The following is a 25,318-nucleotide window of genomic DNA, read 5'->3' as shown; positions in this document are numbered from 1 at the left end:
TATTCACACAATTTAGCTTATTGACATAATGGCAGTAATTGCTGATAAAGCTTTTTAAAGATGACGCGACGAGCAGCATAATTCTGATGGCGCAGTGCATCTGGAAAATGTGTTTGCTCCAGTGGCAGTGCAGGCAATAAATCAGCTAATGGAATATCCGGATTGAGAGCAATTTGGGCTAATCGGGCGGCACCTAAAGCAGGGCCGACATCACCTCCAGTTCGATACTCCAACGTTTGGCCGCTAATATCTGCTAGCATTTGACGCCAATAAGGGCTTCGTGCTCCGCCACCAATTAATGTGACCGATTTGGGCTGTAATCCACTGGCATGCAGGGCATCCATTCCGTCGGCTAAAGCAAATCCTACTCCTTCCAATACCGCACGGGCTAAATCTGCCCGGCGATGTTCATGGGTAAAGCCCCAGAAAGCCCCTTTAGCATTTGGGTTGTTATGGGGAGTTCGTTCGCCGGAAAGATAGGGCAGGAACCACACTGGCGTGGCGGCTTGCGGCGTATTTTCCACTTCATCAATCAGCGCAGGGACACTCTCGGCCCCAGTGAGTTGGCAAGCCCAATCAAGACATGATGCAGCGCTCAACATTACTGACATCAAGTGCCAAGTGTTCGGCAAAGCATGGCAAAAGCTGTGCACGGCGCTGGCAGGGTTACTCAAAAAACCCTCACTGACCGCAAAATAGACGCCAGATGTGCCCAGCGACAACATCGCCTGCCCGGTTTGATACAAGCCCACCCCGATTGCTCCGGCAGCATTATCACCTCCGCCAGCAACCACCGGAACCGGGTTAATGCCCCAGCGGCGCGCAATATCGGCACTGACATGGCCGGTAATTTGGCTACCTTCGAAGAGGGCGGGCATGTGCCGGCGATTTAGGCCGCAGGCCGCCAGCATTTCATCGCTCCAGTCGCGTTTTGCTACATCGAGCCACATTGTTCCGGCGGCATCGGACATATCACTGGCAAAATCACCACTGATCAGAAAACGTAAATAATCTTTGGGTAAGAGCACCTTATCAATGCAATTAAAAATATCTGGCTCATATTCTGCCAGCCATTTTAGCTTCGGTGCGGTAAAGCCCGGCATCATCAGATTACCGGTAATCTGGCGGGATTCTGGTACTGATTTTTCCAGTGCTTGGCACTGGGCAAAACTGCGGCCATCATTCCATAAAATAGCCGGACGCAGCACCCGATGCTGTTTATCCAGCAAGGTTGCGCCGTGCATTTGGCCGGTCAGCCCGAGGGCTTTTACCTGTTTTAAATCATGGTCTGCGGCTAAGGATTGCATAGCTTGATCAGTGGCTTGCCACCAATCGGCGGGGTTTTGCTCAGACCATAAAGGATGTGGGCGGGAAACGGATAATGCAGCACCTTGGCTGGCAATAACTTGCCCGTTTTCGGCCAGGAGAATGGCTTTAACGCCGGAGGTGCCTAGATCGATGCCAAGGTACATATGTGTTCCTCATATTAATAGGCTATTTTACTTGCCATTTTGAACCTGAGCAGTGCTCGAAATCCTCACGTACTGCGTGTACGCTCCGGTTTCTGTGCGCTGGTCAGGTCCAAACTGCTGGCACCAATAACGCCTATCAGCTATTTTTCAACAAAATCTCATCTATTCGATGCAGACATCAGATAAATAAAACTATCAGCCGAAGATATAGCGGTTAACCAGATTTTCCAGTTGCTCTTGATGCCCACTGTGGTGCTGTGGGTTCAGATTATGTTGACCGGCATAGCGCGCCAAATCTTCCAGCGACAGTTTGCCTTTCAAAATTTGCTGGCCCAACTCTGTATTCCAACCGGCATAACGTTTCGCAACTTGCTGATCTAACTGACCATCTTCAATCATTTTCGCTGCAATTTTCAAGGCTAATGCCATGGTGTCCATCGCCCCGATATGACCATAGAACAGGTCGTATTTATCGGTGCTTTGGCGGCGTACTTTGGCATCAAAATTCAACCCGCCGGTAGTGAACCCTCCAGCTTTAAGGATTTCAAACATCACCAGTGCATTTTCTTCCACACTGTTTGGGAACTGGTCTGTATCCCAACCCAATTGCGGGTCGCCACGGTTGGCATCCACAGAGCCGAAAATACCTAATGCAATCGCGCTGGCAATCTCATGATGGAAAGAGTGCCCGGCCAAAGTGGCATGGTTGGCTTCAATATTAACTTTGATCTCTTTTTCCAGCCCAAACTGCTTAAGGAAACCATAAACAGTAGCAACATCATAATCATACTGATGCTTGGTCGGTTCTTGTGGCTTTGGCTCAATTAACAAGGTGCCCTGGAAGCCGGTTTTATGTTTATGTTCGACCACCATTTGCATAAAGCGGCCAATTTGCTCACGTTCTTGCCGTAAATCGGTATTTAACAGCGTTTCATAACCTTCACGGCCGCCCCACAATACATAGTTTTCACCGCCGAGCTTTTGGGTGGCATTCATGGCGGTAAAGACTTGGGTCGCAGCCCAGCTAAAAACTTCTGGATCTGGATTGGTCGCGGCCCCAGCACCGTAGCGCGGGTGAGTGAAGCAGTTAGCTGTGCCCCATAATAATTTTACGCCGCTACTCTCTTGTTTCTCGGCCAATACATCCGTCATGACGGCAAAATTATTCAGATATTCTTTTAATGATGCGCCTTCGGGTGAAACATCCACATCGTGGAAGCAGTAATAAGGCACATTCAGTTTATGGAAGAATTCAAAAGCCACATCGGCTTTGCGTTTGGCTAGTGTGAGTGCATCGCCGGCCTGCTGCCATGGGCGTTCAAACGCATTGCTGCCAAACATATCCGCCCCGCCCCAGCAGAAAGTATGCCAGTAGCAGGCGGCGAACCGCAGGTGATCGGCCATTCGCTTACCAAGGATAATTTCATCCGGATTGTAGTGATGAAATGCCAGTGGGTTAGTGCTCTGGCTGCCTTCGTAACGCACTTGTTCTAATTCATTAAAATAAGATTGCATGCAATACTCCTTGGAAGCTGACCCGCGTTATCGGGCTAATGAGCTTTTATCTTCGGAGTTGTTGGCGATTCTCACAATTACGTTATTTCACACTTAAATTCAGAGAATTATTAATTGTGGTGTAGATCTCATAAATACCCGATTAATTATAGAAACTTTCTGATATTCATTATATGGATAACATCTCTGACTGGAATTATGCATTTTGCAGGAAAGAAAACATGATCGTTATCATAAAATTAACATTAAACCAAAAAACATAATTGGCGGACGAAAATCTGTAATTGCCGATGTGCAAATAAGCGATAACAATCCCTATTGCAGTTGATGTTTACCGTTTCTCTTACCCTGCTTGCACAATAAGAAAGGTACTGAAAGATGAAATTTAAGAACATTTTACTCTCCGCATGCGCCGCTCTGGTAATGTTTAGCCAGCCCGGATTCAGTAAAGAAATTAAAATCGGGATGGCGATAGACGATCTTCGTCTTGAACGTTGGCAGAAAGACCGCGATATTTTTGTTAACAAAGCTGAGTCCCTCGGCGCTAAAGTATTTGTTCAATCGGCAAATGGCAATGAAGAAACCCAAATGTCACAGATTGAAAATATGATTAACCGTGGTGTCGATGTGCTGGTTATTATTCCTTATAACGGGCAAGTATTAAGTAATGTGATCGCCGAGGCAAAGCGAGAAGGTATAAAAGTATTAGCTTATGACCGTATGATAAATAATGCTGATATTGATTTTTATATCTCCTTCGATAATGAAAAAGTGGGTGAGTTACAAGCTAAAAGTTTGGTTGAGCGGGTACCTCAGGGTAATTATTTCCTGATGGGTGGCTCGCCGGTCGACAACAATGCCAAACTGTTCCGCCAGGGGCAGATGACAGTGCTTAATCCATTGATAAAAGAAGGGAAAATAAAAATTGTTGGTGATCAGTGGGTTGATGCCTGGTTACCGGAAAATGCCTTAAAAATCATGGAGAATGCTCTAACAGCTAACAATAACAAAATTGATGCTGTTGTGGCGTCTAATGATGCCACCGCCGGTGGGGCTATTCAGGCGTTAGCAGCACAAGGACTGGCGGGCAAAGTGGCTATTTCTGGGCAGGATGCTGATTTAGCAGCAATAAAACGTATTGTTGCGGGCACCCAAACCATGACCGTATATAAACCCATCAGTAAATTAGCCAATGATGCCGCAGAAATTGCTGTGTCTTTGGGTAAAGGCGAAGCGCCGAAAGCAAATAGTCAATTAAATAACGGAATAAAAGATGTCCCAGCTTATTTACTGACACCGATTCAAGTGGATAAAAACAATATCGACAGCACAATTATTGCTGATGGTTTCCACAAAAAAGCTGATGTTTATTAATTGCTTTTTCGATGTTTAATATATCCGAATTTCTTGAGGTTGTAGCTAATCATGCTGCAACTTCAAGAATAAAAGATATATGGAGGAAATTATGCCCAACCTGCTGGAAATGAAAAATATTACTAAGCAATTCGGTGTCGTTAAGGCGGTAGATAATATCAGCCTGACACTGGAAGCCGGGCAAGTATTATCGTTGTGTGGTGAGAATGGCTCTGGGAAATCCACACTAATGAAAGTGTTATGTGGTATTTACCCCACAGGTTCCTATCAGGGAGAAATCATTTTTTCAGGTGAAACGCTTCAAGCTAAAAATATTCGTGAAACGGAACAAAAAGGTATTGCGATAATTCATCAGGAATTAGCTTTGGTAAAGCAAATGTCGGTGCTGGAAAATATGTTCCTTGGTTCTGAGTGGGGGCGTTTTGGCATTATGGATTACGACGCCATGTACTTGCGTTGTCAACGGATGCTGGCACAAGTAAAACTGGTGGTAGACCCGAATACTCCAGTGGGGGAATTGGGGCTTGGGCAGCAACAATTAGTCGAAATTGCAAAAGCGCTGAATAAACAAGTCCGGTTGTTGGTATTGGATGAGCCGACAGCGTCTTTGACAGAAAGTGAAACCGCTATTTTGCTGGATATTATCCGTGATCTACGGAATCACGGCATTGCCTGTATTTACATCTCACACAAATTAAATGAAGTAAAAGCGATATCCGATCATATCTGTGTGATCCGCGATGGCCGCCATATTGGGACTCGCCCTGCGGCGACCATGAGCGAAGATGACATTATCGCCATGATGGTGGGCCGCGAACTTAAAGAGCTTTATCCACACGAAGCCCACCACATTGGTGAGGAAATTCTGCGGGTGGAAAATATCTGCGCCTGGCACCCGGTAAACCGCCATATTCGCCGAGTGGATAAGGTCTCTTTCTCTCTGAGACGCGGAGAGATATTGGGCATTGCCGGGCTGGTCGGCTCTGGTCGAACAGAAACCGTGCAATGCTTGTTTGGTGTTTACCCAGGCCGCTGGCAGGGAGAAATATTCATTGATGGTAAAGCGGTGACCATCAATCATTGCCAGCAAGCCATGAAACTCGGCATTGCCATGGTGCCGGAAGATCGCAAGAAAGACGGCATCATACCGGTTATGGGTGTGGGGGCTAATATCACACTGGCTGCGTTAGATGATTTCACTGGCTCTTTTAGCATGCTGGATGATGCCAAAGAACAGTCGACAATTGTGCAATCTCTGGCCCGGTTAAAGGTGAAAACCTCCTCTTCAGAGCTGGCGATTGCCCGACTCAGTGGGGGCAATCAACAAAAAGCTATTTTAGCCAAATGCTTGCTGCTGAACCCACGGATTTTGATCCTCGATGAACCGACGCGTGGTATAGACATCGGCGCAAAATATGAAATTTATAAACTTATCAACCAATTGGTCCAGCAGGGAATTGCGGTCATTGTGATTTCCTCTGAATTACCGGAGGTCTTGGGATTAAGCGATCGGGTGTTGGTCATGCATCAAGGGCGCATCAAAGCCGATCTTATTAACCATAATCTGACGCAAGAAAAGGTCATGGAAGCCGCACTCAGGAGTGAAACCCATGTCGCAAGCTAATCAAACTGAAGTAAATACACCCGAAAATGGCGATAAAAAGCCATTATTTCGACTAAAATCGGTCAATTTGCAAGTTTTTGTCATGTTGGCGGCTATCGCCATTATTATGCTGTTTTTCACTTTCACCACTGAAGGGGCCTATCTCAGCGCCAGGAATATCTCGAACTTACTTCGCCAAACGGCAATCACCGGCATTTTGGCGGTGGGAATGGTTTTTGTCATTATTTCGGCAGAAATTGACTTGTCGGTTGGCTCGATGATGGGGTTATTGGGTGGCGCGGCGGCCATTTTTGATGTGTGGCTCGGTTGGCCACTACCTCTGACTATTGTTGTCACCCTCGGATTGGGGCTAGTACTCGGCGCATGGAATGGTTGGTGGGTTGCTTATCGCAAAGTGCCGTCATTTATTGTTACTTTGGCGGGGATGCTGGCTTTTCGCGGCATTTTAATTGGAATCACCAACGGCACCACGGTGTCGCCGACCAGTAATGCTATGTCGCAGATTGGTCAAAGTTATCTGCCCAATGGCTTCGGATTTGGTATTGGTGCCATTGGGTTAATGTTGTTCGTGGTGTGGCAATGGCGTCGGCGCAGCCATCGTATCCGGCTGGGTTTGCCGGTTGCGGCTCCACAAGGGGATGTTACTCGTCAGACTATTACCGCAGTTATCGTTCTTGGCGCTATATATTTACTGAATGATTATCGGGGTGTCCCTACGCCGGTATTGATTCTCACAGCACTGATGCTGGCAGGTATTTTTATGGCCACTCGCACCGCTTTTGGTCGCCGGATCTATGCCATTGGGGGCAACATCGACGCCGCCCGTTTGTCGGGGATTAATGTAGAGCGCACCAAACTCGCGGTATTTGCTATCAATGGATTGATGGTGGCAATAGCGGGTTTGATTCTTAGTTCACGGCTGGGGGCCGGTTCGCCGTCTGCCGGTAATATTGCTGAACTGGATGCGATTGCCGCCTGTGTCATTGGTGGCACCAGTCTAGCCGGCGGGATTGGTAGTGTAGCAGGTGCGGTCATGGGCGCATTTATCATGGCTTCTCTCGATAATGGGATGAGCATGCTGGATGTACCGACTTTCTGGCAGTACATTGTTAAAGGCGCAATTTTGCTGCTGGCGGTGTGGATGGATTCCGCTACCAAACGCCGAGTCTGATCCCATCTTTGCAAAGAGATCAATGCCATACTGCATTGATCTCTTTGTCTGTTATATCCCTTTCCCATCTATTTCAGGAGCCATTTCCATGTTCGAGAAACGCTACCGGATAACTTTGCTATTTAACGCTAATAAAGTGTACGACCGGCAAGTGGTGGAAGGTGTTGGCGAATATTTGCAGGCATCCCAATGTGATTGGGATATTTTTATCGAAGAGGATTTTCGCTGCCGTATTGATAATATTCGGGACTGGTTGGGTGACGGTGTTATTGCTGATTTTGATGATCGGCAAATAGAGCAATTGCTGGAAAATGTCGATGTACCGATTATCGGCGTCGGAGGGTCATATCATCAACCAGAAGATTATCCACCGGTAGATTATATCGCGACCGATAATACCGCCTTGGTTGAAGCCGCTTTTATGCATTTGAAAGAAAAGGGTTTAAACCGTTTTGCATTTTACGGCCTACCCGCCAGTAGTGATAAGCGTTGGGCGCAGGAGCGGGAATATGCTTTCCGGCAATTAGTGGCGGCAGAGCAATATCAAGGGGTGGTTTATCAGGGAATGGCCACTGCTCCGGCTAATTGGCAATATACCCAAAACCGGTTGGCGGACTGGGTACAAACGCTGCCACATCAGACGGGGATCATTGCGGTAACAGATGCTCGGGCGCGGCATTTATTACAAGTATGTGAGCATTTGGATATTGCTGTACCGGAGAAATTGAGTGTGATTGGCATTGATAATGAAGAGTTAACTCGATATTTATCGCGGGTGGCACTTTCATCGGTCGTGCAAGGGACGCGGCAAATGGGCTATCGGGCGGCTAAGTTACTGCACCAGCGCCTCAATCAACGCCAGAAACAACAAGAAACCCCGCCATTACAGCGCATTTTGGTGCCGCCGGTGAAAGTAATGGCGCGGCGCTCGACGGATTTCCGCTCATTGCGCGATCCCGCCGTGATTCAGGCGATGCATTATATCCGCCATCATGCTTGTAAAGGGATTAAGGTTGAACAGGTGCTAGATGCCGTTGGGATGTCGCGATCGAATCTGGAAAAGCGCTTTAAAGATGATATTGGGCAGACTATTCATGGCGTTATCCATGAAGAAAAACTCGATCGGGCGCTCAATTTGTTGTCTGCAACTTCATTACCTATTAATGAAATCTCACAAATGTGTGGTTATCCCTCGCTGCAATATTTCTATTCGGTATTCAAAAAAGGTTATTCAATTACCCCGAAAGAGCATCGTGATAAATATGGCGAAGTCAGCTATTAACTGTTTTTGAGCCGCTAATGATGATTCTATCATCCAATTTTCGAAGGAGATTTATTCACTGCGCCTATCGAATGAATAGCGTCATATAATAAACACGCTATAATCACCGACTTACTACCCATCTTCCAGATGGAAGATCATCGTCCCCGGTGGGGCGGCTGGACTTCAAATCCAGATGGGGCCGCCAGCGGTCCCTGGCAGGTTCGACTCCTGTGATCTTCCGCCAAAGCTCTTCCGTATTACTCCCCAAAAGTCCTAAAACCCCAGTAAAACCAATAGATATAGCGTTTTATTGTCCGTAGGTGTCCGAGCTTATCTCTCTAAATCCGTAACAATTGTGTATAGTAAAGGGTATAGAATTACCCTATACCTTTTTGAGCTATACACATGCCACTTTCAGATATCCAGATTCGCCGTGCTAAACCACAAGAAAAAGCCTATACCCTGAGTGACGGGCAAGGGCTATCACTCTTAATTGAACCTAACGGCAGCAAAGGGTGGCGCTTTCGCTATCGTTTTGCCGGTAAAGCCCGATTAATGTCATTAGGGACTTATGACTTGATATCCCTTGCTGAAGCTCGCTCTAAGCGAGATGTGGCACGTAAACAGGTTGCAGATGGAACAGATCCCGCAGAGGTGAAAAAGGCTGAGAAGTTGGCGCAGCGGCTTTCATCGGAAAACTCTTTTGAGGCCATTAGCCGCGAGTGGCATAAAGCTAAAGCGGATCGTTGGTCTTTGGGATATAGGGAAGAAATCATGAGTACCTTTGAGGCGGATATATTCCCGTATATTGGTAAACGGCCAATTGCAGAAATCACACCGCTGGAATTACTTGATGTGCTTCAACGTATCGAAAAGCGCGGAGCCTTAGAAAAAACGCGTAAAGTACGCCAGCGCTGCGGGGAAGTCTTTCGCTATGCCATCATTACCGGCCGGGCTGAATATAATCCCGCCCCTGACCTTGCCAGCGCATTAAGTACGCCAAAGAAACAGCACTACCCGTTCCTGTCTGCCGAAGAGATGCCATATTTTATTCGTGACCTAGAGGGTTACACCGGCAGTATTATAACCAAGAACGCCGCAAAGATACTGATGTTGACTGGTGTACGAACTAAGGAAATGCGTTTTGCTACTTGGCAGGAAATCGATCTTGAGAGCGGCTTGTGGGAGATTCCAGCAGAACGAATGAAGATGCGCCGCCCTCATATCGTGCCGTTGTCTACGCAGGTTATAGCCCTATTTAAACAGCTCTTACCTATCACCGGACATTATCCTTATATTTTCATTGGACGAAATGACCGTAAAAAGCCTATAAGTAAAGAAACAGTAAATCAGGTCATTGAATTACTGGGTTATAAAGGCCGTGCGACGGGTCACGGATTTAGACATACCATGTCAACGATATTGCATGAGCAAGGCTATGATAGTGCATGGATAGAGCTACAATTGGCTCACGTTGATAAGAATAGTATTCGCGGTACTTATAACCATGCGCAGTATCTTGAAAAGCGAAGAGAGATGTTGCAGTGGTATTCAGACTGTCTTGCCCCATAATAATATGGGGCAATTTCGGTTGTCTCATATCTAAATTAATTAATAGATTCGTATTTTTTTTACTATGGCGTTATCTAAAGCATTACATACAGCTATCCAATGTATTGCCCATTCTTTTTCTGTATCACGTTCGTGGGAACACATAAAATTGAGGAATGATCTCTTTTTTGTATCATTTATTTTGAATGGTTCAACAGTATTAGCTGCATCTACAGAGTAATTATCAAACCATGTAGGGCTTTGTGCGTATGCCTCTTTAATCCATTCATCGGGAAATAATCCTTCTACAGCAAACCCACTTCTTATAGATATGAAATCACGATTAGGTTCGAAAGGTATTTGGAGTTTTCCTCTTATAAAACTTTGAATATTTTGCCGCTCATCACTACCTTCTTTATCTCCATCAAAAACACTGATGCAAATAGTTTCTTTATATAAAAATTGAAAATTTGCTCTTAAGAATCCAGTTAGGAATTTTACTCCTCCGAAATCTTCAAACTTAGCTTTTCGTAATTCTTGCCACATTACTCCCATTTCGGGATCACTAGAGGTAATATCAAGGAACCAAGTAAAATATTCTTTGTCAGTTGGTCCTTCCAAGAATATATTGTATTTATCTAAATTAAAGAAATCACTAAATTTTATGCCGAGTGATTCTCTTATTTTTTTAGTGGCTTCAGGGTATGTCTTAAATTTTATCGGTGTGGTTTTCCCATCTACTTTCTCAACTCCAATAACTTTTCTGGTATCTTGATGTACAAATGATAATGAATGTGTAGTCAGAACAACATAAGCATGATCTTTCAGATTATCAAGTATTTTATTGCAGCTTCGTGTAAGCTCAGGGTGTAAGAATGACTCAGGCTCTTCGATAAGCCATATTAGACTTTTATCCTCTTCTGTTTTTTTCTTTTTTGAAATCCATGAGAATGTTGAAAATAAAGCAGTGCATTGTATACCCATCCCTTTATTGAATATATCAGTTTCTTCAGTGTCTGTTATTGAAAAATCAAACCCACTAATGATTTTTTCGAGTTGATCATCTGGAACTTTGAATTCTGTAGAGTAGCCATCTATACCGCATTCTCTGAGTTCAGTATCTACACTTTCCGATATTTCTTTCAGTCCATCTTTGAGAACCTGCAATGAGTTACTGAGTTTATCTGATGCTACTTTTCTAAGGTATGGCATTACTAAAGTATTATATAATTGCTCTACACTTTTAGCTGACGGTACATATACGCATTCGAAACAATTAAGTAATTTGTCCACAAGTTTTCGTTCTAAATATGTATATGTATTAGATTTTACACCCTCTTTTCTTTTAACACCTTTAAAAAAACCATATGACGGATTCCCTTTATTAGAGAATGTAAGGTATAGATTTATCTCATTTAAATCTTGTGATGTTATTTCAACCATTTCGAATAATTCATTGAATTGTTCTTTTAGTGTATCATTTTCATCAAACTCAAAGGTTGCAGTGAAACTTGACTGACCAGTTTTACTTCCAAAAGGAATATCTCTCTTATATGAATAGGCACCATCATCATCTTTAGCAGAGAAGAAAGTTTTAATACCTTTTAGAATATTGGTTTTTCCACAATTATTAGGTCCGACTATTGATAATCCTTTTAATGTATCTAATCTGACTTCTGAATTAATTGATCTATAATGATTAATACGAAAAGCTTTTAGGCGCATTTTTATCCTTATAATATTCAATGTATTACTTTAAGTTAGTGATTAATAATATTCTTATACTGCCAAAGTTGTCTAGTCAACATATGTTTGATTTGCGCTTGCGCGCAATGGTCCCCCGCCTACGCGCTCTGACTTTATCATGCACTTTTCATGCATGACATAGAGAGCCTACAAGCCCTTGTGGTGCGGTGTTTCAGGTGTTTTGATGCTGGGGTGTTGCATGCAAATTCATGCACTATATGCATGCAGTGCTCATTTTGGCAGGCTAGCCAGAAAAAAAGCCCTTAAACGGCAAGGGCGAAGTGACGAGAGCGGGAGAAAATCCCCCGCCTTGAGAGGTTACAGACGGGGTGAGACTATTAATGAATTCGTGCGTTAGAGCCGTAACGATTTAATACTTTTCGCTCTGGTAGAATAACCTCTGGTATTATTTCAGGCTCTTTAATCGGAGGGCGGGTAATTATTTTATCCACACTCTCAATCGATTTAAAGGTACAAGAACATTCTATATTCTGACACTGATAATACGCTTCTTTGGTTTGCTCAGATAAATAGCGACTGGCGCGAGTATGAGACGCATGTTTACATACTGGACAACGCATCATATTGACGGTTCCCCGGTTGGATTGAGTTTCTCCCGCTTTTCCTGTATCAGCTTGCCCAGTTGCATCCGCTTTATCGGGCTATTATTCAGAGTAGAGTCCACATAACCCGGTTGTGGTTGTTGTAGTGTGAGTTCGGCTAATATCGATTCTTTCTCCATATCAAACGAATAAAGCCCCGCTAATGAAAGAAGAGTCGCTGTCAGTGTACCCAGTGCCTTCGCCGGTGATGAGTCTGTGTAGAGTTCGTTCGCAGCTACCATTATTTTCGCTGCCCGGATGAGTTCGGGTGACAGGGTTTTCATCGCAGCAGACATTTCCAGCCTCGCGTATTCCATCAACGCTACTCTATGCGTGTCTTTATAAGGTCTTGCAGAAGCACATAATTGCAGTGACGTGTAATCTTTATCCAACTCCAGCTCTTCAATCAGATGCCCGAATTCTTGTGCCAGCTCCCGCTGTGAAATCCGACGGATATGTTCAGTTTGTAGTTCATCCGTCATTTCACCGCGCAAACTCCGAAACAGTTTGCGCCAACTGCCATCAGCCTGTTGACTGTGATTTTCCGCGTCGCGCTGTTTTTGCTGGCTACGGGCAATGGAGGCAATAATTTCTTCGTAGGTTGCTTCATTCTTCAGGTGTTGCGCTTTCGCCACTTTGAAGTTTTCAAGGGTGGGCGTAATCGGGTGTGGGGTTGTTTGGCTCATCTAGTTATAACTCCGTCTCAGTCAAGGTGGAGTCATTTTGCAAGCTCTCACACAACGTCTCAATCAATGCTCGTTGTACCATCCCCCATACAACACACTCTGCACATCAAGCTAAAAAGGCCATAAAAATAATAGTTTTATAAAAACTGTTCACTACTCTTCACTTTAGGAAAAAAGTATTAATAATCAATAAATAAAAGGGTGAACAGTTCATTTGAAACTATTCACCAAGTGTTCACTACTGTTCACTGGGTTAAAAAGAGCTTTTTCTCTGGCTAGCTTAAAAAGCAGGCAAAACCCTCACTGTTGTGCTCAACCACCACCACTCTTTTTAGAGCATTTTAATATCAATCAATGTCTTTTAATTCATTTTAGCTTTAACGACTCAGTACAAAAAAACACCCCTTCCACACATATACCCGAATACACCCACATAGACCCAGAGAGTCAAATACCGTCATTTTTACGCGTGTTTGTTGTGGGAAATCACACAACAACGGCTTGTTGCATCAGATAAAAATATTCTCACAATAGGGAGCTACCCAACTGAATCCCAGCAAACCCGGCGGTATATGGCCGGACAACAACAAGGTAGCTTTTCATGCTTGCAATGACCCAACAGGCTCTATCCAATACGCCACCACCCATGGCAACACACTACCCTCGTGACCGCTTTATGCGTTTGCCTGAAGTGATTAACACCACCGCATTATCCCGCTCGACCATTTATGAACTGATTAGCCGTGACCACTTCCCCGCACAGATTTCCCTCGGCGGTAAGAACGTCGCATGGCTGGCCTCTGAGATTGAGGGCTGGATGGCAGAGCGTATTGCTAACCGTCAGGGGGTATCAGCATGATCACTCTAAAAGTCGGCGAGCAATTCTTCACTCTGAATGATGGAGACGTGCAGTACATCGCTGAGGCGTTCCAAATTGCGCAGCAACAACCCGGCCTTGCTTTACCCAAGTACCGCAGCCAGCTAAACGGCGTGGTGCAAGTGATGTCAGGCAATGCGCCGAGTACGCCAGCACAGGCCAATTTCTACTCCCGTGCTCCTGCTCAGCCCAAGCCTGATATTCAGACTGACTGTTAAACCGATGACGCTCATCCCGCATAAAGGGCTTTTCTCTGGCTTGCATTTTTTGCAGGCCTTGCGTTATAGTCGCCGTGCTGTCGCAAAATCGACAGCCGGGCGTAGGAACCCGTGTTACTCAATGGCGACTCAACACGCGCCAGGCGTGTTTTTTTATGTCGTGGCCTCGGCCTACCAGTTTTTTGCGCAGTGGTTTCTACACCGCTGTCGCTATCAAGCAATGGTGGCTCAGGCGGGGCAGCCTTCGGGCTGGCCGGTATCCATTGAGGCCGGTATTCCTACCCCCGTCTGGGCTACCACCCATAAGCGTAGGAACTTCGGTGGTAGCAATAACCATGACTCAATGGAGGCTGCCACTATGGCTACATCCCTCACCCCGTTACACCCGCAATTTATCTATCTGTTTGCTGCTGTTCGCCGTACTGAATTAACGGCGCGTCCCTGCATGTTGCGTACCACCGCCAGCAGTGAGAAAAATGCCCGCCTGCGTTTAACCCGTGACTACATCCTGTCGTTTGCTGGCCGTCTGCCACTGGGGGAGGTCGCATGAATACCCTTGCCGCCCGTTATGACTTTGATACGCAGTACAGCATCCCTCACGCCGATTTCTTACGTCTCCAGCATGCACACAATGTCGGTGTGACGTTCCTCGATATGTTGGAAACGCAAAGCAGTCTGTTGCACGGCATTACCCCGCCGTCGCCTGAATCGTTCGCCTCAATGGTGGCGTTACTGACTGACCAGCTCGGACAGGTGATGAACACCTGCGAATCTCAAATTTTATCCCGCATGGAGGCACCTATCGTATGAATACCCTGAATCAATCCTGTCTGCCCGTTGAAGTCCGTACCGCTGTTTATCGCCGTGCGTTAGCCCATGCCTATCTGGATACCTGCGTGTCTCACGGGGTGAGCCTTGGTTACTCGCTGGATGAATTACAAATGACCATTGCGATGGATATTGAGGGCTACTTTGTGCGCCAGCACGGGCCAGAAGCCGGTATGGATATGGCCTGTACCATGCTCAGTGACATGGTGCAGCCGGATATTTTGCTGGCTCCGCCGCGCCTGACAGTATTAGGGCAAAAAATGATGGATGAGCTTTGCCAAGCGCAGATAACCACAACCAGTCAAACCACCCTGCACTGAGGAAAAACAGAGAATGACACTATTAAACGTTTCAAAAACCTCACGTGCAGCCACCGGCCAGTGGCCGGTATTGCTCCCTGCTCTTGGTATTCATATCACCGCTGGAGGTCGGGCGCAGCCCTGCCCAATGTGTGGCGGTAAAGACCGTTTCCGCTTTGATAACCTGCAAGGGCGTGGCACATGGTTTTGTAACCAATGCGGCGGCGGCGATGGCCTGAATCTGGTTGAAAAGGCGCTGGCGGTCACGACCAAGGAAGCCGCCTGCAAAGTGGCTGAGGTGCTAGGGGAACCCTCATTCCCGCCATTACCGGCACACAATGCCGAACAGGAAACGCAGGAGAAAGCGCAAGTACGGCAGCAGGCCGCAGAACAGGCTAAACAACTGCTGACAGCAGCGAGACTACAGACCGGGAATGCCTATCTGACCGCCAAAGGCTGGCCAGAGCTGGAGACGCTGACATTACACGGTAAACCGTTGCGTGTTGGGGGTATTGCCTATCAGCCCGGCGACCTGTTATTTCCCCTAACCGACAGTGCCGGTGAAGTGGTTAATGTTCAGTTGATTAACGCCGACGGTGACAAGCGGACACTGGCCGGGGGGCAGGTGAAAGCCGCCTGTCATTTTTTGGCTGGGCAGGATAACGCCGTTATCTGGCTGACAGAGGGCTATGCTACCGGGCTAACGGTGCATCACCTGACCGGGGAAGCGGTGTGTGTCGCGCTCAGCGCTAACAATCTGCCCGCACTGGCGCAACAGTTGCGTACCCACTACCCGGATGCATTGCTATTGTTGGCCGCCGATAATGACGAGAACGGCACCGGCCAGAGCCGCGCAACAGAGGCCGCCCAATTGAGCGGCGGTAAGCTGGCGTTGCCGTCGGTTGTCGGTGACTGGAACGACGTTTATCAGCAGCAAGGCAAACTGGCTACTCTGACCCAGTTACAAGCATTCAATCAGCCGCAACAGACCAGCCCGTTTGATACGCTCAGTGACGCCGACCTGAAAGCCATGAGCGCCAGTGAAAAGGCCGAACTATTAGCCGAGCACTATCAGCACTTATTGGCGGTGCCACAGGTGGGTGAAGACCTGTGCCGCTATGAGAAAGGGGCATGGCAGGTGCTGCCGTATCGTGTACTGAGTCGGGAGATTGCCGCTCTGTTCCATAAAATCCGCGCCCCGTTCTCAGCATCAGGGATAAACAGCGTACTCGATACGCTCAAGCTGATGGTGCCACAAATGGGAACACCCGTCCGGCACTTGATAGGTTTTCGTAACGGGGTATTTGATACCACTACCGGCCAGTTCAGCGCACACCAGAAAACGCACTGGTTGCGTACCGTGAACAGTGTGGATTACACCCCGCCCAAAACCGGGGAAAATCTGTCCGACCATGCCCCGCACTTTTGGCGCTGGTTAACGCGGGCCGCCGGGCAACAGCATGAGAAACAGGAGCGTATTCTCGCGGCGCTTTATATGGTGTTGGCGAACCGCTATGACTGGCAACTGTTCCTTGAGGTGACCGGGCCGGGCGGCAGTGGTAAAAGCGTGATGGCCTCCATTGCCAGCTTACTGGCCGGTAAAGACAATACCACCTCGGCTACCATCGATACGCTGGAATCGTCGCGGGAACGTGCCTCGGTGGTGGGGTTCTCTCTCATTATCCTGCCAGACCAAGAGCGCTGGAGCGGTGACGGGGCCGGCATTAAAGCCATTACTGGCGGCGATGCCGTTGCCATAGACCCGAAATACCGAGATGCCTATTCCACTCATATCCCGGCGGTGATTCTGGCCGTCAATAACAACCCGATGCAGTTCAGTGACCGCAGCGGCGGCGTATCCCGTCGCCGGGTTATTCTGCCGTTCCCGGAAGTCATCCCGGCTAACGAGCGTGATCCACAGTTGTTGGCGAAAATTACCGGTGAGCTGGCGGTAATGGTGCGCCACCTGATGCAGCGTTTTACTGCTCCCAATGATGCCCGTATGTTACTCGAAGCACAGCAGAACTCGGATGAAGCGCTAGAGATTAAACGCGGTGCTGACCCGCTGGTTGATTTTTGTGGTTATCTGCTGGCGGTTAATACGCCCAATGGCCTGTATATGGGGAATGCCAATATAATCCCGGCTAATCCGCGTAAATACCTGTATCACGCTTACCTGTCATTTATGGAGGCGCGCGGCCATCAACGGCCAATGAGCCTGACCGCATTCGGGCGCGCTGTGCCGCAAACCCTGAGTGAATATGAAATAGCCTTATTGAAACGTAAGACCAATCAGGGGATGCAAACCAATCTGATATTAAGTGAAGACTGCGAGGCTGACTGGTTGCCTAAATGTGAAATCCCATAAGATTATAAAGATAAAAACTGAACCGGCTCAGGTCGGTTCAACAATTGTTAAATTTATGATGCCATTTAATGAAAACACCTAATTAACTGTTTTTGAAAAAGTATGAGATTGTTTCTCTATTAATTTATCAATATTTTCGGTATGTTTTATTCATAGATAAACTCATTGAGTATGAGCGAAAATGAACTTAATAAATTTCGAAGAGAATGTGAAAAGTACTGGATTTATACTTGAACATGAAGTCTCATCCCTTTTAATTGATTCCAGATGGAGCGTTATTAATAATAAATATTATGTTGATGATGTTCAAAAAGCGATCAGAGAAATTGATATTATTGCCTATAAGTCAGTATCTTATGAAAGTGTCCGTATATATACCACCTTGATAATCAGCTGTAAAAAGAGTGAAACTGATGCTTGGGCGTTAATTTCAAAAGATATAAAATTTGATGATCCAAATATTGAATGGCACCCAACTCACTCATGGTCTAATGACCCTGTGCTGAAATATACTTTTAATGAAAAATCACATGCTGAAAATTATTTACCTAAAGGAAGATTATATAATAAGATATTCAAGCCAAATAATCATGTTTTTGCGTTTCAAGAAATGAAATTAGATAGCGGGAAAGTACAAAATGACAAAAATATATTCTCATCTATTACATCATTAATGAAATCGCAGTCATATGAGCTTGAGTCATTGCCAAATAGAAAAAAACAGAAGAGTGTTTATTTTTTTACCTCATATCAATAATAGATAGTAAAATCATATTAATTAAGTGCAATAAAGATAGTGTAAAAGCATCAGAAATAAGTAGTGAACAATATATCAGTAATTATATAATTAATAACATGCCAGTATCAGCAAAAATTCACTTTACTACCAAAGAGAATTTTAAGTCAGCTCTTAAAGATTACGACATGTTGCACAAATATAATTATGATTATATATCAAAATGTTATGTAGAATTCTTTAATGATATATTGTCAGTTTTTAGAAAAAGAATTGAAATGATTCCAAGCTTTAATGCAAAATATCAAAGTAAAATAAAGCGATTAATTATTAATGAGTTAGATCGCCACATCGATTTTGTAATTATAGATATATATAACTCTAAAACTGAAGATGTTATTTATATAGAAACGGAAAAATTGCCAGCAAATATAATTGATATTATCAATGAAGATGTCACTCTAATAAGTGAGGTTAAAAAATATATTGAGGACCATTTCTATTTGAAAATATCTAGGGATGTTAAATTCATTGATTTTGATATCCCATTCTAATAATTAAAGTATATTTATAGAAAAGTTTTATTATATTATTTAGAACATAATAACTGTTGTCGGTATTTCATAAGGCCTGGGATTATCTGACGGCACAAAGACTGCGAGGCCGACTGGTTGCCTAAATGTGAAGCATATTGAATAAACAGCATCACGATCGTTTCTACCGATCAATATGCTGTTATTGATCTGCCTAACCCATTGGACGCTATCAGTTACGACACTTATAGTTGCGTTGTACAAACCTCATACATCCAACACCGGGGAGCAATGTATCAGTGTGTACTTAGGCCTGCTTGCAGGCCTTTCTTTTATCCCCAATTCGTCCCACAACTCTTGGCACCTCAACAATAATCACACCGGCCTAGGCTGGTGTTTTTGTATTCAATGGCCGACTGTTCACAGCAAGTGACTAGTTTTGCCAAACTCGTCACTAACTCATCACCATCTAATCCATTGTATTTAAATGATTAAATTCAAAAGTGAACAGTGTGAACAGTTTTTCTATAAATCTTTTTTTCTTGGCTGATATTGAAAATATATACCTACTGAGTTTTCACCCTAATAATTGCTTAAAATATCACCGCATTAACTATTGTGTATAGGAAAGTGTATAGAATCATACTTATGTTTTAATATTTTACTTATATATCAGTATTTAATGATTCTTTAGGTATTCCTGTGATCTGCCAAGGCCTATCTCCCGCTTTCTCTCTTGGTCAATAAATCCTTTTATAATCCAATGGTTACAATGAAAATAGTCTGTCTGAATCTACAGTGGTCTACTGGTTTCTACCCTGTGCTGGGGGCATAATTGGGGGCATAAAAATACTGTCCTTTTAGAGATGCCCCCAAATGAAGCTCAATGCTCGGCGCTCAAGAGTTGCCTTATCTCTGCGGAATTTAGTGGGGTATACCGGCTTCAAGTATTCACCATTCCAACAGCCTGACCATGAAGCATCAGATGGACACATTCTTGGCTGAACTGATGGAAAAACGCTTTTCTTCGCATTCTCAACTCGTTAGTGTTGTTTATTATCTCTCTAACAAAGTGTCCTGTTTGATTAGGTCATTGCACTATTGTGGCGAACTCACTATTTCTGTGTATGAGGCAATTAATTCTACTAATAATTGGTTTGTCACAGTCAATAACATTAGGTAATCGATGCCATGTATAATGACAGCATATTTATCCTGCGCGCGTAGTAGGGATTCGAATTTAATACAGCTTTCCACCAGTGTCAGGGCATCAATCAGCTGTACACCGCCTTTAATTCGATGAACCAAGCTCGCCATTTCTTTATAAATATCAGCAGAAATGATGTTGTCTTTATCGACAGTAAGGCGCGTATACAGTTGTGTCAGCACCGCAGTATCTTGCACATTACTCTCCAGCAATGATTGCAATAACTTCAACTCCACCTCGCTATTGCCCCTTGAGAGTGATTTTAGCTTTTTCTGCGCCGTTATAAGGGGGGATTGTTTTTTATTATCAGCCGCCATTATCACTTCTTGATATGGATTATCTTGTGCGGTGACATCAATGACGGTGTGATGATGAATAATATCCATATTATTGATAATAATTTCCTGGCGAAGTAGGGTGGTACGCAGTGTATCAATAGACACGGGTTTCACTATGTAATCGTTCATACCGGCCTCAATGCAACGAGTGGTACTTTCTTCCCGCGCATCGGCGGTGCAACCGATGATAACCATATCTTTCATGGCGGCTCTATTTCGGATATGGGTGGCCAGTTCATAGCCATTCATCAACGGCATATTGTAATCTGTGATGACGGCATCAAAACTATACTGCTGCAATATCTGCCAAGCTTCAGCACCATTTTTGGCACTCATAACTTGCTCAATACCGATAAAAACTAACTGCTGTTGAAGTAACTGACGGTTGGCGGGTAAATCATCTACCACGAGAATACGCAAGTTTTTCAATTGATTAAGTTGCATTTCATCTGCATGCACAAGGGTTGAGTCCTGTAGCACATCAATTGCAGTCGCCACCTCCAGTGGCAATGTGACAAACAGGCTGGTTCCTTTGCCAAGCTGACTTTCTAATGTTATTTCTCCACCCATTTTGTGAATCAATTGATGACAGATCCACAACCCTAAACCAGACCCCCCGAAACGCGGTGATTTACCCTCATTGGCTTGGCTGAATGGCTGGAATAATGTGGCCTGCGCCGCAGGGGAAATACCAATACCGGTATCCGTAATATCGATATTCATTACGCCATGTTTCTCGTCAATGGCCTCCCAGGTGATATCCACTGATACTCCACCCTGTTCGGTAAACTTCAGAGCATTGCCTAATAGATTTCCCATCACCTGGCGCATGCGCAGCATATCCACCATCACCAAATCAGGGATTTGGTGATCCAGCCAGCTTGAGAGCTTTAGATGGCGTTCATCGGCAATAGGTCGATAAATCAAGAAGATTTGCTCTATTTCTTGACTGAAATTAACGACAGCGGGGTGGACACTCAGTTGCCCGGCTTCGATTTTGGCGGAGTCGATAATGTCATCGAGCAACAGCATCAAAGATTGAGCAGAATTAGACACCGTTGCCAGCGTCTTTTTATCCACCGGCTTGTTGCTGCGTAGTTCCAGCTCTAGCAATCCCATAATGACGTACATTGGTGTGCGCAGTTCATGGCTAATCGTCGCCAGGAACGTACTCTTAGTGCGGTTAGCACCTTCAGCTTCGACACGGGCAGCTTCCAGTTCGCGCTCAACAGTTTTGCGTTGGCTGATATTCAGCCAGCCACCGAGTAGGCTGCGTTCTGCATTATCTAGCGGAATAATCCACAGGAAGATATCGCGTAACTCACCGTTTATCTCAATAGACAAATCCACCATTTGGGGCTGTCTATCTTGTAAGACATAACGACAATACTTATCTATCTCGCGATTCAGTAGATTGGTCATTGGCCAGTGGGCTTGCTCAGTTTTCTGATTGAGCATGCCATTCAGTTTATCTTGATGGGCATTGGCAAAGTGGCTGTTATAAACGGCTAACTCATCATTTGTGGTGCGAATAAAAACGGCAAATGGCAGGGCATTAATAATGGTTTCTTGTTGCCGCAAACGAGCCTGTAACAACTTGGCCTGGCGGCGTTTATTGAACACCAGATAACAAAGATACAAGCCGAAAACCAGCAGTAGGCCGGAGCTTATTTTCAGCGCCGGTATTAGCCATTCATTTTCTAAATAATTATTATCAAAGGAGGTTGGTTTAGGTTTGAATGTACTCCATTCACTGATCAAATTGTCTAACTCTTCCGGTGGGATAGATTCAATGACTTTATCAATGATGGTTTTTAATTCAGGCAGTGCCGGATTGATGGCAAATGTCATCATCAATGGCTCTTCTCCGGTAACAGCGACTATTTTAATATTAGGAGTAAAGTTCTGTGCTGACAGGTAGTTAGCGGTCATCATTATCTTGATAATCGCATCGACTTTCCCTTGTTGTAACCAATTTACCAACGTTATGGTGTCGGGTGCTTCTACAAAGGTGATTTTTTGAGCTAAAAGAGGGTTGCTAATGGTTCCACTGGAGGTACTGCCCGCAGGTATACCGACCCGCTTTCCTGCCAAATCTGCTACGTTGTTGATATCTTTGCGATCTTCTCGCGTCAATATGCCCCACAAAGATTGAGCGACGGATGAGGAGTAAAGGTTACTGCCGTATTGGCCATTGCGTACCGCGACAATCGGCAGCATATCTATTTTTCCGTCAACAAAATTCCGCATACCTTCACCGGTATCTTGGGTGTAAATCGGCTCAAATTTAATCCCGGTTTGGCGCGCAATAATATCAATCAAATCGACAGAAAAACCGGCTATCTTGCCAGTTTGGCGATCACGAAAAACCAATGGAGCCAGATCCTGTGGTGCCACATAGGTCACCACAGGATGGCTTTGAATCCAGGTAACTTCCTGTTCCGTCAACAGTAATTTGGCATCAATATTGTAATGATGCTTACTGCCAAACCAGCGCTGTTGAATCTCGCCCGTGGCCCGGCTGGACAGTAACTCTTGAATCTGATTAATGTCATTAATCAGTTTTTGATTTTTTTCCAGTGCCAGGAAGGTGTAAGGGGCCGAATGATAAGGGGCAAAGTTACGAATTTGCAGTGTCAGCAGCTGTAATTGGTCAATTAAATAGTTGGCTGATGTGGCATTAGTGACAAACACATCGGCATTACCATAGGCAACCGCCAGCAACGCTTGTAATTGGTTAGGATATACGGCAGTTTTATCCGCATGATAGTTAAACAAAAACTCCGGTGAGAGAGGCTCGTTATTCACGATGGCCACGGTTTCCGGATGGGTGCGTTTAGTGGGGTCCCAATTATTACTGCGAACTTCCACATGTCGGTTAGTAAAGAAGGCATGGGAAGCAATCATCCCTGGTTGAATGGGCATCGGGGTGCCGGCCATTAAATCTACCTGACCATTTTCCAATGCATTCAATACTAAGCCGTAATCACAATAACCAATCATCTGGAAAGAGAGTTGGCTGGCATCACTGATGATTTTTAGATAATCAGCGACAATGCCTTCAATGGCATTATCATCACGATTAACAATAAAAGGGTTATTAGCATCAATAACCACGCCCACTTTTACTGTACGGGTGCTTGCTTGACGGGTGTCCGTGGGCGGAGGAAGTAATAAGTCTTCACTGTAACTGTTCGCAATGCTGTGTATTGTCAATGGTTGACCGGCATCACACCCCTGACGGCTCGCCATCTTGGTTTCAGCATGAAGTTGCCCGCTAAGTAACATTAAACAACACAGTAAAATGCGTAAAGAAAACCAACGATGTAGCGATAATATCCTGCGCGGTAAAGCAGAGATTGCTGAACTAGAGCAAATTATAGGTATGGGCACAGGCAGTCTAATGACAGAATTTAGCCTTAATTTAGTTAGGATATGCATCCTATTGGTACTGACAGTTCTGTTACTGATAAATATCTCATCATTAATCTGTTTATTTTCCAGACCATTGGTCAGATCAGCAAAACCATTAATTTCCCATTCTGACAACACGCGAGTCCCATTGATGAGCTTATAGCTTATAGCTTGAAGGCTGCCCGGCTAATTGACTCAAAGTTTCAGATGGGAATAAAGAATATCCACGTAATACATTCTGTGCGGAAAAAAGAATTTCACTGATATTTTTACTAATCAAACCGCTTGCACCAGCCTGTAGTGCTTGCACTGCAAAAAAATGCTCATTTTTAGCGGAAAATAATAATGATTTATCGGTAAAACCACATTGCTGCAGTTTTTTTAGCAATAAAAAACCATCAAAGTTTGGAAATTCAATATCGATAATAACCAGATCAATAGTATTGTCTTTTAATGTTTCGAGAGCTTTATTGCTATCGACTGACTCATAAGTAGTTGAAAAATCTTTGCTTTGTGACGATTTTTCATGAATGGCTGGGTGGTCATCAACTATCATTGCTGAATTTGTCATGCTATCTCCGTAAATCGTTATTTCTTGGGATTCGCAGAGTTAATTCACTGCCCCTCGCTCTCATCGAACAACTTCATATGATTACCCAAGACGAGATAAACAATAACTGTTATTGCCGATATCTAAAGCGCTAGTTATATTCAGTCCTCTTTCAAAGATTTTAATCTCTAATGATTGATTATCAAGAGAATATTGTTACTTATGCCTTGCTTCAAATCATCTTATAGTTCTTCTTATTAGATAATTGATTATAAATGAGTTGAGATTTTTATTATAATTATAGTTATGCCTACGATTAGTAAAACGTGCGTTGTTCAATGATGTGACCCGTTTACCATGATACGTGATGGAATTGGGGGCATAGACTAATTCAAATATGACAAGCACCTCAGTCAGCAGTGCAGTCGCGGATATCTGCCTGATGGCTTACAGTCACCATGCCTGTCGTACTGAAATGCACTTATGACCGAATACTTCTATCGACATGCTCCTTTGATCATAGGTAGTTTTATACCGGTCTAAATCAATAAATAGCCATAAAAATTCAATAATACTGATAATAAAGACATGTGCTTAAAAACAGTATTGACATCTGATATAGAACACGTAGATTGGAATTCAACACCGGTGCAATGAGTAGATAACTTTTTATTTAACCGGTGTCCATGTAGCGAATTTGAAATAATGCGATAAAGGTCACGAAATATTTTTTTATGTGAGATTCGTTATGAGTTTTCTTATAATTGACTCATGCGATGATGCTTTAAGGCCATGTAGTAAATCTGTTTAATCGCATTTTGTGGACGATACGCGATGATGTAAGGCTTTGTTGTTAATAGTAATGTTCGCGATTTGTGTGCATCAGTATGAGATCGAGGATATCGCGACGAAAGTAAAGCCACGTAACAAAGAGTATATATCGCG

At 44.5% G+C, this 25,318-nt stretch carries 19 protein-coding genes, 1 tRNA gene and 1 pseudogene; 14 read left to right on the top strand and 7 right to left on the bottom strand.

Annotated elements, in window-relative coordinates; genetic code table 11:
• Positions 1-17: 17 nt before the first annotated feature.
• Positions 18-1,472, bottom strand: a complete 1,455-nt coding sequence (xylB, locus tag DXZ79_RS20095) for a xylulokinase (protein WP_038637540.1) — start codon at positions 1,470-1,472, stop codon at positions 18-20.
• A gap of 195 nt (positions 1,473-1,667) precedes the next feature.
• Positions 1,668-2,987 carry a xylose isomerase gene (gene xylA, locus DXZ79_RS20090; RefSeq protein WP_038637537.1) on the bottom strand — a complete coding sequence of 440 codons (1,320 nt, stop codon included), beginning with the start codon at positions 2,985-2,987 and terminating at the stop codon, positions 1,668-1,670.
• A 378-nt stretch (positions 2,988-3,365) separates the two neighbouring features.
• Between xylA and xylF the strand changes: the two genes are divergently transcribed.
• The 6 genes from xylF (at position 3,366) to DXZ79_RS20060 (ending at position 9,992) form a co-directional block, all read left to right on the top strand.
• Entirely contained in the window at positions 3,366-4,361 is a 996-nt protein-coding gene (gene xylF, locus DXZ79_RS20085) for a D-xylose ABC transporter substrate-binding protein (protein WP_038637534.1), read from the top strand.
• 91 nt (positions 4,362-4,452) lie between these two features.
• A complete protein-coding gene (locus DXZ79_RS20080) occupies positions 4,453-5,985 on the top strand; it encodes a xylose ABC transporter ATP-binding protein (RefSeq protein ID WP_038637530.1) in 1,533 nt (510 codons plus the stop codon).
• The gene (gene xylH, locus DXZ79_RS20075) at positions 5,972-7,156 is read left to right on the top strand and encodes a xylose ABC transporter permease XylH (protein WP_038637527.1); all 1,185 of its coding nucleotides are present in this window, start codon (positions 5,972-5,974) and stop codon (positions 7,154-7,156) included. Before DXZ79_RS20080 ends, xylH begins: the two co-directional genes overlap by 14 nt.
• Before the next feature lie 88 nt (positions 7,157-7,244).
• Entirely contained in the window at positions 7,245-8,438 is a 1,194-nt protein-coding gene (xylR, locus tag DXZ79_RS20070; protein ID WP_120011579.1) for a D-xylose utilization transcriptional activator XylR, read from the top strand.
• Positions 8,439-8,569: 131 nt separating this feature from the next.
• Positions 8,570-8,664 (top strand) — tRNA-Sec (locus tag DXZ79_RS20750).
• A gap of 161 nt (positions 8,665-8,825) precedes the next feature.
• Positions 8,826-9,992 carry a tyrosine-type recombinase/integrase gene (locus DXZ79_RS20060; protein ID WP_120011577.1) on the top strand — a complete coding sequence of 389 codons (1,167 nt, stop codon included), beginning with the start codon at positions 8,826-8,828 and terminating at the stop codon, positions 9,990-9,992.
• Between the two features lie 39 nt (positions 9,993-10,031).
• On the opposite strand, the gene DXZ79_RS20055 is transcribed toward DXZ79_RS20060, so the two are convergent.
• The 3 genes from DXZ79_RS20055 to DXZ79_RS20045 all read right to left on the bottom strand — a co-directional run bounded on the left by DXZ79_RS20055 (position 10,032) and on the right by DXZ79_RS20045 (position 13,005).
• Positions 10,032-11,696, bottom strand: a complete 1,665-nt coding sequence (locus tag DXZ79_RS20055) for an ATP-dependent nuclease (RefSeq protein WP_120011576.1) — start codon at positions 11,694-11,696, stop codon at positions 10,032-10,034.
• A 359-nt stretch (positions 11,697-12,055) separates the two neighbouring features.
• Complete coding sequence (locus tag DXZ79_RS20050) at positions 12,056-12,301, bottom strand: ogr/Delta-like zinc finger family protein (RefSeq protein WP_042817718.1); 246 nt, start codon at positions 12,299-12,301, stop codon at positions 12,056-12,058.
• On the bottom strand, positions 12,298-13,005 hold the full coding sequence (locus DXZ79_RS20045) for an aldehyde dehydrogenase (protein ID WP_099529055.1): 708 nt from the start codon (positions 13,003-13,005) through the stop codon (positions 12,298-12,300). The genes DXZ79_RS20050 and DXZ79_RS20045 overlap by 4 nt, the downstream gene beginning before the upstream one ends.
• Positions 13,006-13,606: 601 nt before the next feature.
• Here DXZ79_RS20045 and DXZ79_RS20040 point away from each other — a divergent pair.
• The 8 genes from DXZ79_RS20040 (at position 13,607) to DXZ79_RS20005 (ending at position 18,885) form a co-directional block, all read left to right on the top strand.
• Positions 13,607-13,864: a helix-turn-helix transcriptional regulator gene (locus DXZ79_RS20040; RefSeq protein WP_025381895.1), complete on the top strand. Its 258-nt coding sequence runs from the start codon at positions 13,607-13,609 to the stop codon at positions 13,862-13,864.
• Positions 13,861-14,100, top strand: a complete 240-nt coding sequence (locus tag DXZ79_RS20035; protein ID WP_244942301.1) for a hypothetical protein — start codon at positions 13,861-13,863, stop codon at positions 14,098-14,100. The genes DXZ79_RS20040 and DXZ79_RS20035 overlap by 4 nt, the downstream gene beginning before the upstream one ends.
• Before the next feature lie 4 nt (positions 14,101-14,104).
• Positions 14,105-14,650 carry a host cell division inhibitor Icd-like protein gene (locus DXZ79_RS20030; protein WP_057648052.1) on the top strand — a complete coding sequence of 182 codons (546 nt, stop codon included), beginning with the start codon at positions 14,105-14,107 and terminating at the stop codon, positions 14,648-14,650.
• Entirely contained in the window at positions 14,647-14,910 is a 264-nt protein-coding gene (locus DXZ79_RS20025) for a hypothetical protein (protein WP_050109210.1), read from the top strand. Before DXZ79_RS20030 ends, DXZ79_RS20025 begins: the two co-directional genes overlap by 4 nt.
• Entirely contained in the window at positions 14,907-15,248 is a 342-nt protein-coding gene (locus DXZ79_RS20020) for a DUF5375 family protein (protein WP_042547991.1), read from the top strand. Before DXZ79_RS20025 ends, DXZ79_RS20020 begins: the two co-directional genes overlap by 4 nt.
• A gap of 13 nt (positions 15,249-15,261) precedes the next feature.
• Complete coding sequence (locus DXZ79_RS20015) at positions 15,262-17,595, top strand: primase-helicase zinc-binding domain-containing protein (protein WP_120011575.1); 2,334 nt, start codon at positions 15,262-15,264, stop codon at positions 17,593-17,595.
• A 181-nt stretch (positions 17,596-17,776) separates the two neighbouring features.
• Positions 17,777-18,352, top strand: a complete 576-nt coding sequence (locus DXZ79_RS20010) for a hypothetical protein (RefSeq protein WP_120011574.1) — start codon at positions 17,777-17,779, stop codon at positions 18,350-18,352.
• A gap of 98 nt (positions 18,353-18,450) precedes the next feature.
• Entirely contained in the window at positions 18,451-18,885 is a 435-nt protein-coding gene (locus DXZ79_RS20005; protein WP_162928764.1) for a hypothetical protein, read from the top strand.
• Positions 18,886-19,962: 1,077 nt separating this feature from the next.
• On the opposite strand, the gene DXZ79_RS20000 is transcribed toward DXZ79_RS20005, so the two are convergent.
• Both DXZ79_RS20000 and DXZ79_RS19995 read right to left on the bottom strand, forming a co-directional pair.
• The gene (locus DXZ79_RS20000; protein ID WP_162928763.1) at positions 19,963-23,697 is read right to left on the bottom strand and encodes a response regulator; all 3,735 of its coding nucleotides are present in this window, start codon (positions 23,695-23,697) and stop codon (positions 19,963-19,965) included.
• Between the two features lie 108 nt (positions 23,698-23,805).
• Positions 23,806-24,394, bottom strand: a pseudogene (locus DXZ79_RS19995) (response regulator); the annotation flags it as partial.
• Between the last annotated feature and the right edge of the window lie 924 nt (positions 24,395-25,318).

Source organism: Yersinia rochesterensis (assembly GCF_003600645.1).
Lineage (GTDB): Bacteria > Pseudomonadota > Gammaproteobacteria > Enterobacterales > Enterobacteriaceae > Yersinia > Yersinia rochesterensis.
This window is presented reverse-complemented; position numbering and strand designations above follow the sequence as displayed.